Here is a 16,089-nt window from a genome sequence, read left to right as displayed (position 1 = left end):
GGCCACGGCGCCGTTCTCATCAGGTGTGTTCGCGGCACACCGCTCGGGTGAGTGGATAGGGTCGAGACAACGACGTACCAGCGTCCGGTCACAGGAGGTCGCCATGGCGCAGGAGCAGAAGCAGCCGCGCAAGTCCCACGAGGAAGACGAGCCGACCGATGCAGCGCCCGCACCGGCCGATGCCGTCACCGAACGCAAGGAGCAGCTCGACGAGGACATCGACGCGATCCTCGAGGACATCGATGACGTCCTCGAGACCAACGCCGAGGACTTCGTGAAGTCGTTCATCCAGAAGGGCGGTCAGTGAGCCTCGATGACTCCACCCACCTCTGGTGCCCGACTGCCTGAGTCCTACCTGACTCCCGGCACGTCCTCCTTCTCCGAGTTCGTCGGCGCTGTCTCGCCCGAGCTGCTCCCGTCACGGATGACGCTGCCCGCCGGCAGTGCTGCCGACCTGGCGCCGCACGCCACCACGATCGTGGCGGCGACGTTCGACGGCGGTGTCGTGATGGCCGGTGACCGCCGGGCCACGATGGGCAACATCATCGCCCAGCGCGACATCGAGAAGGTCTTCCCGACCGACGAGTACTCCTGCGTCGGCATTGCCGGCACCGCGGGACTCGCGGTCGAGCTGGTCCGGCTCTTCCAGACCGAGCTCGAGCACTACGAGAAGATCGAGGGCACCACGCTCTCCATCGACGGCAAGGCCAACCGGCTCTCCGCCCTCATCCGCGGCAACCTCGGGATGGCGATGCAGGGCCTCGCCGTCGTCCCCCTGTTCGCCGGCTTCGACCTGATCAGCGAGCAGGGCCGCATCTTCTCCTACGACGTCACCGGTGGTCGCTACGAGGAGACCGCGTTCCACTCGGTCGGCTCCGGGTCGGTGTTCGCCCGCGGCTCGCTGAAGAAGCTCTACCGCGACGACCTCGACCAGCAGCAGTGCGTCACCGCGCTCATCCAGTCCTTGTACGACGCCGCCGACGACGACTCCGCCACCGGTGGACCCGACCTCACCCGCCGGATCTTCCCGGTCGTCAGCGTGATCACCGCCGACGGCCACACCCGGATGTCGCAGGACCAGGTCGCCGCGATCGCCGACGAGGTCGTCAGCGGCCGGATGCAGCGACCCGACGGCCCCAACGCCTCCCTCACGTGACCCCTCGAGGAGCCCACCTCATGCCCGTGAGCGAGCGAACGATCAGACAGAGTGCCCCGGCAGAGTCATCTCCCACCCGAGCGAAGCGAGGTCCCCAATGACCATGCCGTTCTATGTGTCGCCCGAGCAGCTGATGAAGGACCGGGCGGACTTCGCGCGCAAGGGCATCGCCCGCGGGCGCTCCGTCGCGGTGGTGCGGTACGCCGACGGCGTGCTCTTCGTCTCCGAGAACCCCTCGGCCGCGCTGCACAAGATCAGCGAGATCTACGACCGGATCGCCTTCGCCGCGGTGGGTCGCTACAACGAGTTCGAGAACCTCCGCATCGCCGGCGTCCGCCTCGCCGACATGCGGGGCTACTCCTACGACCGCCGCGACGTGACCGGACGTGGACTGGCCAACGCCTACGCCCAGACGTTGGGCACGATCTTCTCCAGCGGGGGAGAGAAGCCCTACGAGATCGAGATCTTCGTGGCCGAGGTCGGCGACACGGCCGACGACGACCAGATCTTCCGACTCACCTTCGACGGCCAGGTCGTCGAGGAGCACGACTACGCCGTCATGGGTGGAGCGGCGGAGGCGGTGACGACGTACCTCAAGGAGCGCTACGCCCCCGGACTGGCGCGCGACGAGGCCCTCGCCCTGGCGGCCGCTGCGCTCGGGCAGAGCGAGACCGGTCACCGGGACGTGCCGGCGCGCGACCTCGAGGTCGCGGTCCTCGACCGCACCCGCAGCCAGGAGCGCAAGTTCAAGCGGATCGCCCCACCGGTGCTGGTCGGGATCCTGGGGGACAAGGGTGAGTCGGCCAAGGCCGAGGAGACCTCCTCCGATCCCGTGACGCCTCCTGCGGCACCTGCCGGGAACGACGACGAGCCGCCCATCGCACCGTAGGTGCGAGGAGCGGCTCGTCCGGCGTGCGTCAGGCCGCGAGCTCGAGCGCAGCGTCCTCGACGGCTGCGTCGGTGCCCTCCGGGCGGGGGCGCCGCAGCATCACCAGGGCCACGAGCACGCCCAGCGCCAGGAACCCGGCGCCGGTCTCGAAGGACTGCCGCATCCCGGCCACCACGTCGCCCGGCACGGTGTGCGAGGCGTAGACGGTGACCAGCACGGCGAGACCCAGGCTGCCGCCGACCTGCTGCGACATCTGGAGCAGGCCGGACGCTGACCCGGCGTGGGCCGGCTCGACGTCACTGAGCACCGCAACGGTGATCGGCATGAAGGTCAGGCCGGCACCGATCCCGACGAGCAGCATCGGGCCGAGCAGCCCGTCGACGTAGCCGCTGTCGCTGCCGAGGGCCGAGACCCACAGGTTCGCGACGGCGACCAGGCTGGCGCCGGTCGCGATCAGCGGGCGTACGCCGAACCGCTGCACCAGCCGCGGGGAGACCCGCGAGGTGGCGAAGATCAGCAGGGTGAGCGGCAGGAACGCGAAGCCCGAGCGGAGGGCGCCGTACCCGAGCACGCCCTGCATGAACTGCACGGTGAAGAAGAAGAACGCGAACTGCGCTCCCACGAACAGTGCCATCACCGTGACGGCACCGACCCGCATGCGACTGCGCAGCAGCTCCGTCGGGAGGAGCGGGGCTGCCGTACGCCGCTGGTGCACCGCGAACGAGCCGAGCAGGACGACCGCGACGGCGAACGCAGCGAGCGTGCCCGCGGAGGTCCACCCGTGGTCGGGAGCGTTGATGAACGCGAACACCAGGCTGGCCGAGCCGAGCGTCGCCATGACGGCGCCGGCCACGTCGAAGCGGGCGTGCTGGCGCTCGGTCTCCGCGACCAGGCGCCGGACCGCGAGCAGCACCACGATGCCGAGCGGGACGTTGATCAGCAATGACCAGCGCCACGAGGCGTAGCCGGTCAGCACGCCGCCGAGCAGCAGGCCGATCGAGGCACCGGCCGAGGAAACCGCACTGAACAGGGCGAGCGCCTTGTTGCGGGCGGCCGCATCCGGAGCCGAAGTGGTGAGCAGGGCCAGCACGCTCGGGGCCGCGATGGCGGCACCGACGCCCTGGAGCGCCCGGGCGGCGACCAGCAGCTCGGCCGTGGGGGCCAGGCCGCCGAGGAGCGAGGCGGTGGTGAACAGCGCCAGGCCGGCCATGAAAGTGCGGCGACGGCCGAAGACGTCGCCGAGGCGGCTGCCGAGGAGCAGCAGGCCGCCGAAGGTCAGGGTGTAGCCGTTCAGGACCCACGACAGGGCCGACGGGGTGAAGCCGAGGTCTCCGCGGATGTCGGGGAGGGCGACGTTCACCACGGCCATGTCGAGGATGAGCATGAGCTGGACGGTGAGGATGAGCGCCAGTCCGAGGGCGCGCTTCACCTGAGGTGACATGGGAAGTTCCTTGTCTCACGAGAGTGACGTAGACTTATCGGAGAGTTCCTCCGGTTAGCAGCTACAGTAGCGGAGACAGTCTCCGCTTAGCAAGGGGTGCAACGCAATTGGGTGCCGAGGTGTCCACCACGACCGGGGTCGAGCGCAAGCCGCTGCGAGCCGACGCCCAGCGCAACTACGACAAGATCGTGGAGACCGCGCGGGCCATGTTCCGTGAGCGCGGGGCGGACGCCTCCCTGGACGAGATCGCCAAGCGGGCAGGGGTCGGCCCCGGCACCCTCTACCGACACTTCCCGACGCGCGAGGCCCTCATCGACGCGGTGATGCGCGACTGGGCCGACCGGATCAACGCCGACAGCGACGAGGCCGCCGCTTCCGAGCTGCCGCCGCGCGAGGCGCTCTCGGGCTGGTTCAGCAAGTTCGTGGAGAACGTCGGGATCTACCACGGCGCGGCCGCGAAGGTGATGGCCGCGATGGACGACCCGGCCTCACCGATCTACCGCAAGTGCCAGATACTGGTCGGCGCCAACCAGAAGGTGCTCGACAGCGTGCGCGACAAGGGTGCCCTGCGCGACGGCGTCGACGCCCGCGAGGTGATGCGCATCGTCAGCGGCATCGCCACCGTCGTCGACCAGTCCGGCATCGGGGCCGACGACGCGGAGCCGATGCTCGCGATCGTCCTCGACGGGATCCTCGTCGACCCGAGCGACTAGGCCGGCGGCTCTCCGGCATCTCTCGGCGCCTCCGGGGGCGGCGGCTCGTCGTGCGACCTGGGGGCCCGGCCGACCAGGAAGACGACCAGGAGCACGGCCCCGAAGATGACGACCAGCACGATGATGGCGATCAGCAGGAGGCCGGGGATCCCCAGCGTCAACGGTGCTGTGACCTGGTCCATTCACGGAGCATAACGGGGTCCGGGCCTTCCGGCCCGGACCCCGCTGCCGTGCACGTCGGCGCTGCTCAGCCGGTCGTCAGGCTGGTGTCGTCGAGCAGGAAGCTCGTCGCCGCCGAGGAGTCCTCGGTGCCGGTGAGCTTCAGGGTGATCGTCTTCCCGGTGTACGCCGAGAGGTCGATCGTCTTCTGCACGTAGCCAGAGCTCGCGTTCGCGTTGGAGTACGTCGCCCTGGTCGTCGTCGTACCCCCGCTCGTGACCGCGACGGTGAGCTTGTCGTACGCCGTGCTGCCGGACTCCTCGGTGTCCACGTAGAGGTAGAAGGACAACGTCGCCTTCGACGCCGACGGGACCGTGACGGTCTGCGACAGCGTGTCGGTGTGCGTGGTGCCGTACCCGTCGAGCCAGGCGTAGTAGCTGCCCGCGTGCGGGGTGCCGCTCGTGGAGTTGGTGATCACTCCGCTGCTCGACGTCCACGAGGTCGCACCGGACTCGAAGCCCGGGTTGGCCAGCAGGTTGCTGCCCGTCCCGCCGCCACCGGTGGTCCCGCACGTCTCGGTCGGCGTGACGCTGACGCCCTTCCAGGCGGCAACGGTCGCCGTGCACTGGGCCGAGGTTGCGCCGTAGAGGTCCTTGGCGGCCTTGATCATCCCGTTGGCGGCCTGCGGGTAGGTCGTGGTCGAGGTCCAGTAGGTCGTCATCGAGCGGTACCACTCCGCGGCAGCGGCCGCCCGCCCGATGCCGGTCAGCGTGGTGCCGTTGCAGGTCGTGCCGTTGTGCGGCAGGCCACCGATGGTCTTCGACCCGGTCCCCTCGGCGAGCAGGTAGAACAGGTGGTTGCCCACGCCCGAGGAGTAGTGCGGGTCGAGGTTCTTGGTGCTCGTCGACCAGCAGTTCACCGAGCCGCCGTCGGCGGACGGGTTGTCCATCCGTCGCAGGTAGGTGCCGTCCTTCATGATCTTCTCGCCGATGTAGTAGTCACCGGGGTCGCTGGAGTTGTTGGCGGAGAACTCCACCATCGTGCCCATCACGTCGGAGGTCGACTCGTTGAGGCCGCCCGCGTCGCCGGAGTACCCCAGGCCGTCGGTGGCCGCGGTGACACCGTGGGACATCTCGTGGCCGGCCACGTCGATCGCCACGACCGGTTTGAGGCTGGCACCACCGTCGCCGTAGGTCATGCAGAAGCACGAGTCGTCCCAGAAGGCGTTCTCGTAGCTGTTGCCGAAGTGGACTCGCGAGAACGCCGCGACGCCGTTGTTGCGGATGCCGCTGCGGCCGAAGGTGTTCTTGTAGAAGTCCCACGTCAGCGCGGCGCCGTAGTGTGCGTCGACAGCAGCGCTCTGCTTGCTCGAGGTGGTGCCGGTGCCCCAGACGTCGTCGGCGTCGGTGAACAGGGTCCCCGTGCGGTAGTCGCTCTCGCTGGTGATCCCGGTGGCGTCGTAGGTCTTGTGGCCGCCGCGTGCTCCGTCGGTCAGCGTCCAGCTCGAGCCGCTGGGAGTGGTGGTGAGGCTGACGGTGCCGCTGTAGAGCGAGCTGCCGGTGCCGGTGTCGGTCACGATCTGCGGCAGTACGGCGAGCTGCTGGCCGTTGCGCGCGTCGGTGTAGACGAGGTTGCGGATCGGCGTCCCGTCCTTCGCGGTCCCGGTCACCGTCGACTCCCAGGCCAGCACCGGCTTGTGGTTGGCGGCGTACACGACCTTGCGGGCGTCCTGGCCGCGGACCTTGCCGGCCGCCACGCCGGGCGTGGTCGAGCCGAGGGTGATGTCGGCCCGGGAGGCCCAGTCGACCGTCTGCGGCGCACCGGACCCGGTCTGGTGCACGACGAGGTCGCCGCCCACGACCGGAAGACCGGCGTAGGTCCGCTCGTAGCGGACGTGCTCGACGCCGTCGACGTCGCGCTGGACGTCCTTGACGACGAGGTCCTGCTTCGCGCCGAGGTGGAGCTGTCGCGCGCGGGTGTCCTCGCCCTTCTTGGCATCAGCCACCGCGGCCTTGCGCTGGCCCGGACCGAACGACGGATCCGCTCGATGGCTGGTCTGGTGCCCGGACGGGCCCGACGTGACCGTGGCCGGCGTGGCGGCGTGGACCGTCCCCGCCATGGCCAGGGAGCTCAGCGCGAGAGCCGCGACGGCTCCCACGCATGTCCCGAGATGTGCTCGATTCACAGCACTCCCTTTCTCTGCGACCGGCCGGGATCTCCGTGCCGGCGCCAGGCGCCGGGCCGCACTCGACCGGTGGGTCTCGTGGGGGAGGGCGCGATGGCTGCGCAGAGCCTTGCCTGCCCCGGCGTGGTGCAACAGCCCGGAGAATGTGCGCTGCATGTTCCTGCAGATCTGCACAGTTTCGTGAACCGGTCCGCGCGGGCGCCCGCCGACCAGCCATCGGACGCATAGGGTGTGAGCGTGGACCGGCGAATCTTCGGGATCGAGAACGAGTACGGCGTCACGTGCACGTTCAAGGGGCAGCGGCGGCTGTCTCCCGACGAGGTCGCCCGCTACCTGTTCCGCAAGGTCGTCAGCTGGGGCCGCAGCAGCAACGTCTTCCTGGCCAACGGCGCCAGGCTCTACCTCGACGTCGGCAGCCACCCCGAGTACGCCACCCCCGAGTGCGACGACATCATCGACCTGGTCACCCACGACAAGGCGGGGGAGCGGGTCCTCGAGGGGCTGCTCGTCGACGCCGAGCGGCGACTGCGCGACGAGGGCATCTCCGGCGACGTCTACCTGTTCAAGAACAACACCGACAGTGCCGGCAACTCCTACGGCTGTCACGAGAACTACCTGGTCAGCCGGCACGGTGAGTTCAGCAAGCTGGCCGACGTACTCATCCCGTTCCTGGTGACGCGCCAGATCATCTGCGGCGCCGGCAAGGTGACCCAGACGCCGCGCGGCGCGTCGTACTCCGTGAGCCAGCGGGCCGAGCACATCTGGGAGGGGGTCTCCAGCGCCACCACCCGGTCGCGGCCGATCATCAACACCCGCGACGAGCCCCATGCCGACGCCGAGCGCTTCCGCCGCCTGCACGTGATCGTCGGCGACTCCAACATGAGCGAGACCACCACCATGCTCAAGGTGGCGAGCTGCGACCTCGTGCTGCGGATGATCGAGGAGGGCGTGGTGATGCGCGACCTCACGATGGAGAACCCCATCCGGGCGATCCGCGAGATCTCCCACGACATGACCGGCAAGCGCAAGGTGCGGCTGGCCAACGGCCGCGAGGCCAGCGTCCTCGACATCCAGGGCGAGTACCTCACCCGGGTGCGCGACTTCGTCGACCGACGCGAGCTGCACACCCCCGTCATCGAGGCCTCGCTCGACCTGTGGGAGCGGGGCCTGAAGGCAGTCGAGTCCGGTGACCTGTCCCTGGTCGAGCGCGAGATCGACTGGGTCATCAAGTGGAAGCTGCTCGAGCGCTACCGCGAGCGCCACGGGCTGCCCCTCGGGCACCCCCGGATCGCCCAGCTGGACCTCGCCTACCACGACATCCACCGCGAGCGCGGCCTCTACTACTTGCTCGAGAAGCGCGGTGCGGTCAAGCGGGTGACCAACGACCTCGCGATCTTCCGGGCCAAGTCGGTGCCCCCGCAGACGACGCGGGCGCGGTTGAGGGGCAACTTCATCAAGCGCGCCCAGGAACGTCGACGTGACTTCACCGTCGACTGGGTACACCTGAAGCTGAACGACCAGGCCCAACGCACCGTCTTGTGCAAGGACCCCTTCCGCTCCCACGACGAGCGAGTGGAACGACTGATAGAGGGAATGTGACCCTGCTTCACCACCCCCGCCGTGCCGGCGTCGTCGTCACAGCGCTCGTGTCAGCCATCGCTGTCTCCGCCTGCGGCTCCACCGACAAGGACCAGGCCTCGAGCCTGCAGGACAAGGTCACGGTCACCGGGAAGTACGCCGAGAAGCCGACCATCAAGATCGACACCCCGCTGACGGTGAAGAAGACGACCGCGTGGACCACCGAGTCGGGCAAGGGCGACGAGGTCGGCGCCGACGCGACCACCATCCTGGGCCTCACGATCGCCGACGGCCGCACCGGCAAGACCGCGATCTCCACCCACGACGCCGGCCAGCGGCCCCTCGAGGTCAAGCTCGGCGACCAGGTCTTTCCTTCCCTGACCAACTCGCTCGTCGGCAGGAGCGCCGACAGCCGGGTGGTGGTGGCCTCGACCTCCGACGACGCCTACGGGACGACGGGGGCGCCGCAGCTCGGCATCAAGAAGGGCGACTCGCTGGTGATGGTGGCCGACATCCTCTCCACCGACCCGACCAAGATCCTCGACGGACCGACCGGGAAGAGCCTCCCGGCCCCCGCGACCGCGCCGAAGCTGGAGTCGTCGGACGACGACCTCAGCAGGCTCGACTTCAGCGGCCTCGCCAAGCCGAAGAAGTTCGCCGTCATCCCGCTGCGTGAGGGCACCGGCCCCGCGATCGAGAACCCCGACCGGATCGCCGCGGACTACATCGGTCAGGTGTGGGGCGCCAAGGAGCCGTTCAACAACACCTACGGCAAGGAGCCCGCGAAGTTCTCCATCGGGCTCGGCGGCGTCATCAAGGCCTGGGACCAGGGCCTGGCCGGGCTCAAGGAGGGCGCTCGCGTGATGCTGATCTGCCCGCCCGACACGGCGTACGGCAAGACCGCTCAACCGGGCATCCCGGCCAACTCCACGTTGGTCTTCGTCATCGACGTGCTCGGCGTGGGCTGAGGGCGCCGTGTCTGCTGCGAAGTCCGAGCGACTGCTCAACCTGGTGATCCTGCTGCTGGTCGCCCGCAACTACACCACCAAGGACCAGATCCGGGCCCTGATGGAGCCCTACCGCGACAGCAGCGACGAGGCCTTCGACCGGATGTTCGAGCGCGACAAGGACGACCTGCGCGCACTCGGCATCCCGCTGGAGGTCGGCTACGTCGACAAGTTCTTCGAGGACGAGCAGGGCTACCGGATCAAGCGGGATGCCTTCGAGCTTCCCGAGATCGACTTCACCGCCGACGAGGTGGCCGTGCTGGGCCTGGCCGCGCGGGTGTGGCGCCACGCCGGACTGGCCGCTGCCACCTCTGATGCCCTGGTCAAGCTCAAGGCCGCTGGGTTGAGCTTCGACCGCGAACAGCTGGACCAGGTGGCTCCCGCTCTCGCTGCGGAGGAGCCGGCCTTCGAGGCGATGTGGCAGGCGACCGTGCACCGCACGCCGGTGCGGTTCGACTACACCCGGGCCAACGAGGTCGAGTCCCGCACTCGCCATCTCCAGCCCTGGGGCGTGGTCACCGCGCAGGGGCGCTGGTACGTCGTCGGCCTGGACACCGACCGCGGCGAGCCGCGCATGTTCCGGCTCAGCCGGATCGTCTCCGGCGTCGCGGCCGACGGGGACTCCGGGTCCTACACGGTGCCCGAGGGCACCGACCTGCGCGCCCTCTCCGAGTCGCTCACTCCGCGGCGACCCGACCGGACGGCCGTCGTGCTGGCGCGGCCGGGTGCCGCCAACGGCCTGCGCCGCCGGGCCGAGGTCAGCGCCACCGGGGTGACCGGTCCGGACGGCACCCTGGGCTGGGACGAGCTCCAGGTGCCCTACGTCTCGGAGAGCGACTTCGCCGGCGAGCTCCTGGGGTACGCCGACGCGGTCGTGGTCGAGTCTCCGGCCGAGCTGCGCAGCGCCGTGTCGAGCCGACTGGCGGGCGTCGTGGCCGCCGACCCGGCAGGGGCACGCCGATGAGCGGCGCCCGCGAGCAGGTCTCGCGACTGCTGGCGCTGGTGCCCTACCTCCAGACGCGCACCGACGTGTCCCTGGGTCAGGTGGCCGCCGACTTCGGGGTCCGACCCGAGCAGATCATGAAGGACCTCAAGGTGCTCTGGATGTGCGGTCTCCCGGGACTGACGCCGGACAAGATGATCGACGTCGACTTCGAGGCGATCGAGGACGATCCCGAGGGCGTCGTACGCATCGACAACGCGGACTTCCTGTCACGGCCGGTACGCCTCGGCAGCTCCGAGGCCTCGGCCCTGATCGTGGCCCTCCGCGCCCTGCGCGAGGGCAGCCCGGACTCCTCCCACGACGTGATCGACCGGTGCCTAGTCAAGCTCGAGGACGCCACGGCGAGCGGGCAGACACCCCCGCCCGTCGAGGTGCACCTGCGCCAGTCGCCCCTCGCCGTACGCAACACCGGCCTGCTGGAGGAGGCGATCCGCAGCAACCGGCAGGCGCGCATCGACTACTACGTGCCGACCCGCGACGAGACCACCACCCGGACCGTGGATCCGCTCGAGCTGCTCTCCAGTGAAGGCCACGACTACTTGGACGCCTGGTGCCACCTCGCGTCGGCGCGCCGGCTGTTCCGGCTCGACCGGATGCACGCTGTCGAGATCGTCGACGAGCCGCGTCAGGAGCACGACGACCTCACGCCGCGCGACCTCTCCGAGGGCCTCTTCGAGGCCGGACCCGACGATGTCGCGGCGGTGATGCACCTCGAGCGCTACGCCCGCTGGGTGGCCGACTACTACCCGGTCGACTCCGTCGAGGAGCTGGGCGACGGACGCCTGGAGGCCCGTTTGCGCGTCGGTGACCCCCGCTGGCTGGTCCGTCTGGCCCTCCGCGTCGCGCCGGGACTGACCGTGGTGGAGCCGACCGAGCTGCACGCAGAGGTGGCCCGTACGGCGCGCGCCACCCTCGCTCTGTACGACCCACCCAGCGCTTAGGGCGATGTGCACGGTGACGCTCAGGTTCGCGGCGTAGCATGTCCGCCATGACCAACGTGCTCGCCATCCCGCTCCTCGCCGGTCTCGGCGCTCCGGAGCTGCTGATCCTCGTGGGCATCATCGTGCTGCTCTTCGGCGCCAAGAAGCTCCCCGAGCTGGCTCGCGGCAGTGGTCGTGCCCTCCGGATCTTCAAGGCCGAGACGAAGGGGCTGATGGACGACGATGACGACGACACCAAGACCCCTGAGCAGCGTCAGATCGACGCCCAGAACAAGGCGGCCGGGACCGACGAGCCCGGCACATCTTCCGGCACCCCCGGCACTGTCTGACCCCGGAGCGGCACCGCTGTGTCCCTGACCGGGGTCCTCGGCCTGTTCAGCGGCCGACCCCGCGACCCCATCGGCGAGGGCGGCCGGATGTCGCTCGGCGACCACTTCCGGGAGCTGCGCGCTCGCGTGATGCGGATCGCGCTCTACCTGGTGGTCGCCACCATCGTGGCGTTGTTCTTCTACGACCAGCTGTTCCAGCTGATCCTCGACCCCTACAACCAGGCCCGGGTGTCACTGGGGCAGACCACCCAGACCGAGGCCGTCATCACCGGCGTCGGGACGCCGCTGATGCTCCAGCTCAAGATGTCGGGCATCGCCGCACTGGTGGTCACCTCGCCGCTGTGGCTGATGGAGATCTGGGGCTTCATCGTCCCCGGCCTGCACCGCAACGAGAAGCGCTGGAGCCGCATCTTCGCCCTCACCGCCGGCCCGCTGTTCATCGTCGGCGTGGCCCTCGGCTACTACGTGCTGCCCAAGGGGATCGCCACCCTGATCGGCTTCACCCCCAAGGGAGTCATCCAGCTCACCGAGTTCGGTGACTTCTTCACCTTCATCACCCGGATGCTGCTCGTCTTCGGGGTGGCCTTCGAGATCCCGCTGTTCGTGATCATGCTCAACCTGGCCGGCGTCGTCTCCGGCAAGGCCCTGGGCCGCTACCGGCCCTGGATCATCATCGCGGTGTTCGTGTTCGCTGCCGTGGCCACACCGTCGACCGACCCCTACTCGATGCTGATGCTCGCCATCCCGATGCTCGTGCTGGTGATCGCCTCGGAGCTGATCGCGCGACTGCTCGACAAGCGCAAGGGCGCCCGCCGCCCCGAGGAGTGGGACGACGACACCGTCTCGCCCCTCTAGGGCTGCAACCCGACAGATAGGGTCACAGCGTGCCCCAGGAGATCGCCCTTCTCACCAACCCCACCTCCGGGAAGGGGAAGGGCGGGCGCACGGTCGAGCTGGTGCTCCCGCGCCTGAGGGACGCCGGCTACGTCGTACGCAACCTGGTCGGTCGCGACGCCGACGAGGCACTCGACCTCGCCCGGCAGTGCGTGGCCGACGAGGTGGAGACCCTCGTCGTCGTCGGCGGTGACGGCATGGTGCACCTCGCCGTCCAGGCACTCGCGGACTCCGAGACCAGGCTCGGCCTCGTCCCGGCGGGCACCGGCAACGACGTGGCCCGCTACTTCGACCTGCCTCGGTCCGACATCGCCGCCGCCACCGACGTGGTGATCGGCGGCAAGGAGCGTCGGGTCGACCTCGCGCGTATCGGGTCGAAGTACTTCGTGACCGTGCTCGCCGCCGGCTTCGACGCGATCGTCAACGAGCGGGCGAACGAGATGACCTGGCCCAAGGGCCAGATGCGCTACAACCTGGCCACGCTGGCGGAGCTGCGCACGTTCAAGCCCATCCCGTACGTCGTGGAGATCGACGGCGAGGAGCAGCGGTTCGAGGCGATGATGGTCGCAGTCGGCAACGGCCCGTCGTTCGGAGGCGGCCTGCGGATCACCGAGGGCGCCGTCCTCGACGACGGCCTGCTCGACGTGGTGGTGATCCGGCCGATGAGCAAGGTCGAGCTGGTCCGCACCTATCCCAAGCTGTTCAAGGGCACCCACATCCACCACCCCGACTACCGGCACCACCATGCCAAGAAGGTGACCATCGCTGCACCCGGCATCACGGCGTACGCCGACGGCGAGCGCCTCGCCCCCCTGCCCCTGACCGTGGAGGTCGCGCCGCTGGCGCTGCGCGTCCTCGTCCCATGAGCGAGGTGTCATGAGCCTGTCACCGGCGGAGCGCTACGAACGCGCACAACGCCATCGCGCCCACCCCAGCCTCGCGGACTTCTCCTCGCGGCTCTCCTTCACCCTCGACGACTTCCAGGTGCGCGCGTGCCGCGAGCTCGAGGACGGGCGATCGGTGCTGGTCGCGGCCCCGACGGGGTCCGGCAAGACGATCGTCGGCGAGTTCGCCGTGCACCTGGCGCTGGAGAGCGGTCGCAAGTGCTTCTACACCACGCCGATCAAGGCGCTCTCGAACCAGAAGTTCAACGACCTCGTCCGCCGCTACGGGCCCGAGCAGGTCGGCCTGCTGACCGGTGACAACAGCATCAACGGCGAGGCGCCGATCGTGGTGATGACCACCGAGGTCCTCCGCAACATGCTGTACGCCGGGTCGCGGACCCTCACCGGTCTCGGCTTCGTGGTGATGGACGAGGTGCACTACCTCGCCGACCGGATGCGTGGCGCGGTCTGGGAGGAAGTCATCATCCACCTCCCGGAGTCGGTGGCGGTGGCCTCCTTGTCGGCCACGGTCAGCAACGCCGAGGAGTTCGGGGAGTGGCTCGGCACCGTGCGCGGTGAGACGACCACCATCGTGGAGGAACGGCGCCCCGTTCCGCTCTACCAGCACGTGATCGTCGGTCGGCGGATGTACGACCTGTTCGCCGACGAGAGCGGCGACCCCTCGGAGATCGAGGACCGCGAGCCCCAGGTCAACCCGCAGCTCCTGCGGGTCGCACGCGACGACTTCGCCAGCGGCCGGATCAAGGACCGACGGGTCAAGCGCGGAGGCAAGCAGCCCTACCGCGGCCGCGGCACCAACCGAGGCGTGTGGAGCCCCAGCCGGCCCGACGTCGTCGAGCAGCTCGACCGCGCCGGGTTGTTGCCCGCCATCGTGTTCATCTTCAGCCGGGTCGGCTGCGACGCCGCCGTCCAGCAGTGCCTGAACAGCAACCTGCGGCTGACGACGCCCGAGGAGCGCGACGAGATCTTCGCGTTCGTCGAGGAGCGGTGCTCGAACCTGCCGGACGAGGACCTGCAGGTGCTGGGCTACCACGAGTTCCTGGACGGGCTGACCCGCGGCATCGCCGCCCACCACGCCGGCATGCTGCCGACCTTCAAGGAGATCGTCGAGGAGCTGTTCCTGCGAGGGCTGTGCCGGGTCGTGTTCGCCACCGAGACGCTCGCGCTCGGCATCAACATGCCGGCGCGGTCGGTGGTGATCGAGAAGCTGTCGAAGTGGAACGGCGAGACCCACGCCGACATCACGCCGGGGGAGTACACCCAGCTGACCGGCCGGGCCGGCCGCCGTGGCATCGACGTGGAGGGCCACGGGGTGGTGCTCTGGCAGCAGGGACTCGACCCCAAGGCGGTGGCCGGCCTCGCGTCGACCCGCACCTACCCGCTCAAGTCCAGCTTCCGTCCGTCGTACAACATGGCGGTGAACCTGGTGCACCAGTTCGGTCGCGAGCGGGCGCGTGAGCTGCTGGAGTCCTCGTTCGCCCAGTTCCAGGCCGACAAGGCGGTCGTGGGACTCGCTCGACAGCTGCGCAAGAGCGAAGACGCACTGAAGGGGTACGCCGACGCGGCCGCCTGCGACAAGGGCGACTTCATGGAGTACGCCGGCCTGCGGCACCGCCTCTCCGAGACCGAGAAGACCCTCGCCAGGTCACGGCGCGCCGATCGTCGCCAGGAGGTCATCGACTCGCTGGAGTCGTTGCGTCCCGGTGACGTGATCGAGGTGCCCGGTGGCCGCTTCGCCGGGATGGCTGTCGTCATCGACCCCGGCACACGGGCCGACCGCGACGGGCCGCGGCCCTACGTGCTCACCGCGGACCGCCATGCCCGGCGACTCAGCGTGGTCGACTTCCCGACGCCGGTCGGCTCGATCACCCGCGTGAAGATCCCGCGCAACTTCAACGGCCGCAACCCGCAGTCGCGGCGCGACCTCGCCTCGACCCTGCGCAACCGGACGCACAACCTCACCCCGCCGCCACCCGGCAAGGGCCAGTACACCTCCGGCCACACGTCTGGGCGGACTCCCGAGGAAGACCACCGGATCGAGGAGATCCGCCGCCAGCTGCGGGCGCACCCGTGCCACGCCTGCCCCGACCGCGAGGACCATGCCCGCTGGGCCGAGCGCTACTTCAAGCTCGACCGCGACGCCAAGACGCTCAAGCGACGCATCGAGCAGCGCACCAACACCATCGCCCGCCAGTTCGACCGGGTCTGCGACGTGCTCACCGCGCTCGGCTACCTCGAGGAGCACGACGGATCGTCGCGGGTCACCGACCGCGGACGCACGCTGATGCGCATCTACAACGAGATGGACCTGCTCACCGCCGAGTCCCTGCGCGCGGGCCTGTGGGACGGCCTCGACGCCTCCGGTCTCGCGGCCGTGCTGTCGACCCTGGTCTACGAGTCCCGCCGTCCCGACGACGCCGCCGCCCCACGGGTACCGGGCGGGGAGGTGCGGCAGGTGCTCGCCGACATGGTCTCTATCTGGTCCGACCTCGACGCCCTCGAGCGCGACCACCACCTCGACCAGCTCCACGAACCCGACCTCGGCTTCGCCTGGGCCGCCTATCGCTGGGCGGAAGGCGACGAGCTCGACGACATCCTGCACGTCACCGAGCTGGCCGCCGGCGACTTCGTGCGCTGGGTCAAGCAGCTGCTCGACCTCGCCGACCAGGTCGCCGACGCCGCCGGGAGCTCGGCCCTCCGCTCGGTCGCCCGCGAGGCGTCCTCCCGCCTGCGACGTGGGGTGGTGGCCTACTCGTCGGTCAGCGAGTAGGCCAGCGGCTGGATCCGGCTGGCTGAGTTGAGCATGCGCCGGCCGGGAGCTAGGCCCTCAGCTCGGTCGCCCGCGAGGCCTCCTCCCGCCTGCGACGTGGCGTGGGGGGGGTGGGGGGG

15 protein-coding genes are annotated in these 16,089 nt (G+C 69.6%); 12 read left to right on the top strand and 3 right to left on the bottom strand.

The genetic code is table 11. The features are described 5' to 3' along the window. The first annotated feature begins 103 nt into the window (after nt 1-103). The 3 genes from H976_RS0105000 to prcA all read left to right on the top strand — a co-directional run bounded on the left by H976_RS0105000 (nt 104) and on the right by prcA (nt 2,045). Complete coding sequence (locus tag H976_RS0105000) at nt 104-307, top strand: ubiquitin-like protein Pup (protein ID WP_027860653.1); 204 nt, start codon at nt 104-106, stop codon at nt 305-307. 6 nt (nt 308-313) lie between these two features. Continuing rightward, nucleotides 314-1,156, top strand: coding sequence for a proteasome subunit beta (prcB, locus tag H976_RS0104995; protein ID WP_027860652.1), 843 nt, complete (start codon nt 314-316; stop codon nt 1,154-1,156). A gap of 97 nt (nt 1,157-1,253) precedes the next feature. Continuing rightward, entirely contained in the window at nt 1,254-2,045 is a 792-nt protein-coding gene (gene prcA, locus H976_RS0104990; protein ID WP_027860651.1) for a proteasome subunit alpha, read from the top strand. A gap of 28 nt (nt 2,046-2,073) precedes the next feature. Here prcA and H976_RS0104985 read toward each other — a convergent pair whose 3' ends face one another. Beyond that, entirely contained in the window at nt 2,074-3,486 is a 1,413-nt protein-coding gene (locus H976_RS0104985; protein ID WP_027860650.1) for an MFS transporter, read from the bottom strand. Nucleotides 3,487-3,605: 119 nt separating this feature from the next. Between H976_RS0104985 and H976_RS0104980 the strand changes: the two genes are divergently transcribed. After that, nucleotides 3,606-4,199 carry a TetR/AcrR family transcriptional regulator gene (locus H976_RS0104980; RefSeq protein WP_231388794.1) on the top strand — a complete coding sequence of 198 codons (594 nt, stop codon included), beginning with the start codon at nt 3,606-3,608 and terminating at the stop codon, nt 4,197-4,199. Here H976_RS0104980 and H976_RS0104975 read toward each other — a convergent pair. Both H976_RS0104975 and H976_RS0104970 read right to left on the bottom strand, forming a co-directional pair. Next, nucleotides 4,196-4,381, bottom strand: coding sequence for a hypothetical protein (locus H976_RS0104975; protein ID WP_027860648.1), 186 nt, complete (start codon nt 4,379-4,381; stop codon nt 4,196-4,198). The genes H976_RS0104980 and H976_RS0104975 overlap by 4 nt on opposite strands. 65 nt (nt 4,382-4,446) lie before the next feature. Then, a complete protein-coding gene (locus H976_RS0104970) occupies nt 4,447-6,516 on the bottom strand; it encodes a M4 family metallopeptidase (RefSeq protein WP_051276231.1) in 2,070 nt (689 codons plus the stop codon). A 264-nt stretch (nt 6,517-6,780) separates the two neighbouring features. Here H976_RS0104970 and pafA point away from each other — a divergent pair, with 264 nt between their 5' ends. The 8 genes from pafA to H976_RS0104930 are packed head-to-tail and all read left to right on the top strand — an operon-like array spanning nt 6,781 to nt 15,970. Further along, on the top strand, nt 6,781-8,142 hold the full coding sequence (pafA, locus tag H976_RS0104965; protein ID WP_027860646.1) for a Pup--protein ligase: 1,362 nt from the start codon (nt 6,781-6,783) through the stop codon (nt 8,140-8,142). Beyond that, the gene (locus tag H976_RS28515) at nt 8,139-9,089 is read left to right on the top strand and encodes an FKBP-type peptidyl-prolyl cis-trans isomerase (protein ID WP_051276229.1); all 951 of its coding nucleotides are present in this window, start codon (nt 8,139-8,141) and stop codon (nt 9,087-9,089) included. The genes pafA and H976_RS28515 overlap by 4 nt, the downstream gene beginning before the upstream one ends. 7 nt (nt 9,090-9,096) lie before the next feature. After that, on the top strand, nt 9,097-10,092 hold the full coding sequence (locus H976_RS0104955; RefSeq protein ID WP_027860645.1) for a YafY family protein: 996 nt from the start codon (nt 9,097-9,099) through the stop codon (nt 10,090-10,092). Then, on the top strand, nt 10,089-11,072 hold the full coding sequence (locus H976_RS0104950; RefSeq protein ID WP_027860644.1) for a YafY family protein: 984 nt from the start codon (nt 10,089-10,091) through the stop codon (nt 11,070-11,072). The genes H976_RS0104955 and H976_RS0104950 overlap by 4 nt, the downstream gene beginning before the upstream one ends. A 47-nt stretch (nt 11,073-11,119) precedes the next feature. Next, a complete protein-coding gene (gene tatA, locus H976_RS30570) occupies nt 11,120-11,401 on the top strand; it encodes a twin-arginine translocase TatA/TatE family subunit (protein WP_081682715.1) in 282 nt (93 codons plus the stop codon). 18 nt (nt 11,402-11,419) lie between these two features. After that, a complete protein-coding gene (gene tatC, locus H976_RS0104940) occupies nt 11,420-12,256 on the top strand; it encodes a twin-arginine translocase subunit TatC (protein WP_027860643.1) in 837 nt (278 codons plus the stop codon). Nucleotides 12,257-12,285: 29 nt separating this feature from the next. Continuing rightward, entirely contained in the window at nt 12,286-13,161 is an 876-nt protein-coding gene (locus H976_RS0104935) for a diacylglycerol kinase (protein WP_027860642.1), read from the top strand. 10 nt (nt 13,162-13,171) lie between these two features. Continuing rightward, nucleotides 13,172-15,970 carry an RNA helicase gene (locus tag H976_RS0104930; RefSeq protein WP_027860641.1) on the top strand — a complete coding sequence of 933 codons (2,799 nt, stop codon included), beginning with the start codon at nt 13,172-13,174 and terminating at the stop codon, nt 15,968-15,970. Nucleotides 15,971-16,089: the final 119 nt, after the last annotated feature.

Origin of the sequence: Marmoricola sp. URHB0036 (assembly GCF_000426045.1) — a bacterium.
Classification (GTDB): domain Bacteria; phylum Actinomycetota; class Actinomycetes; order Propionibacteriales; family Nocardioidaceae; genus Marmoricola.
This window is presented reverse-complemented; position numbering and strand designations above follow the sequence as displayed.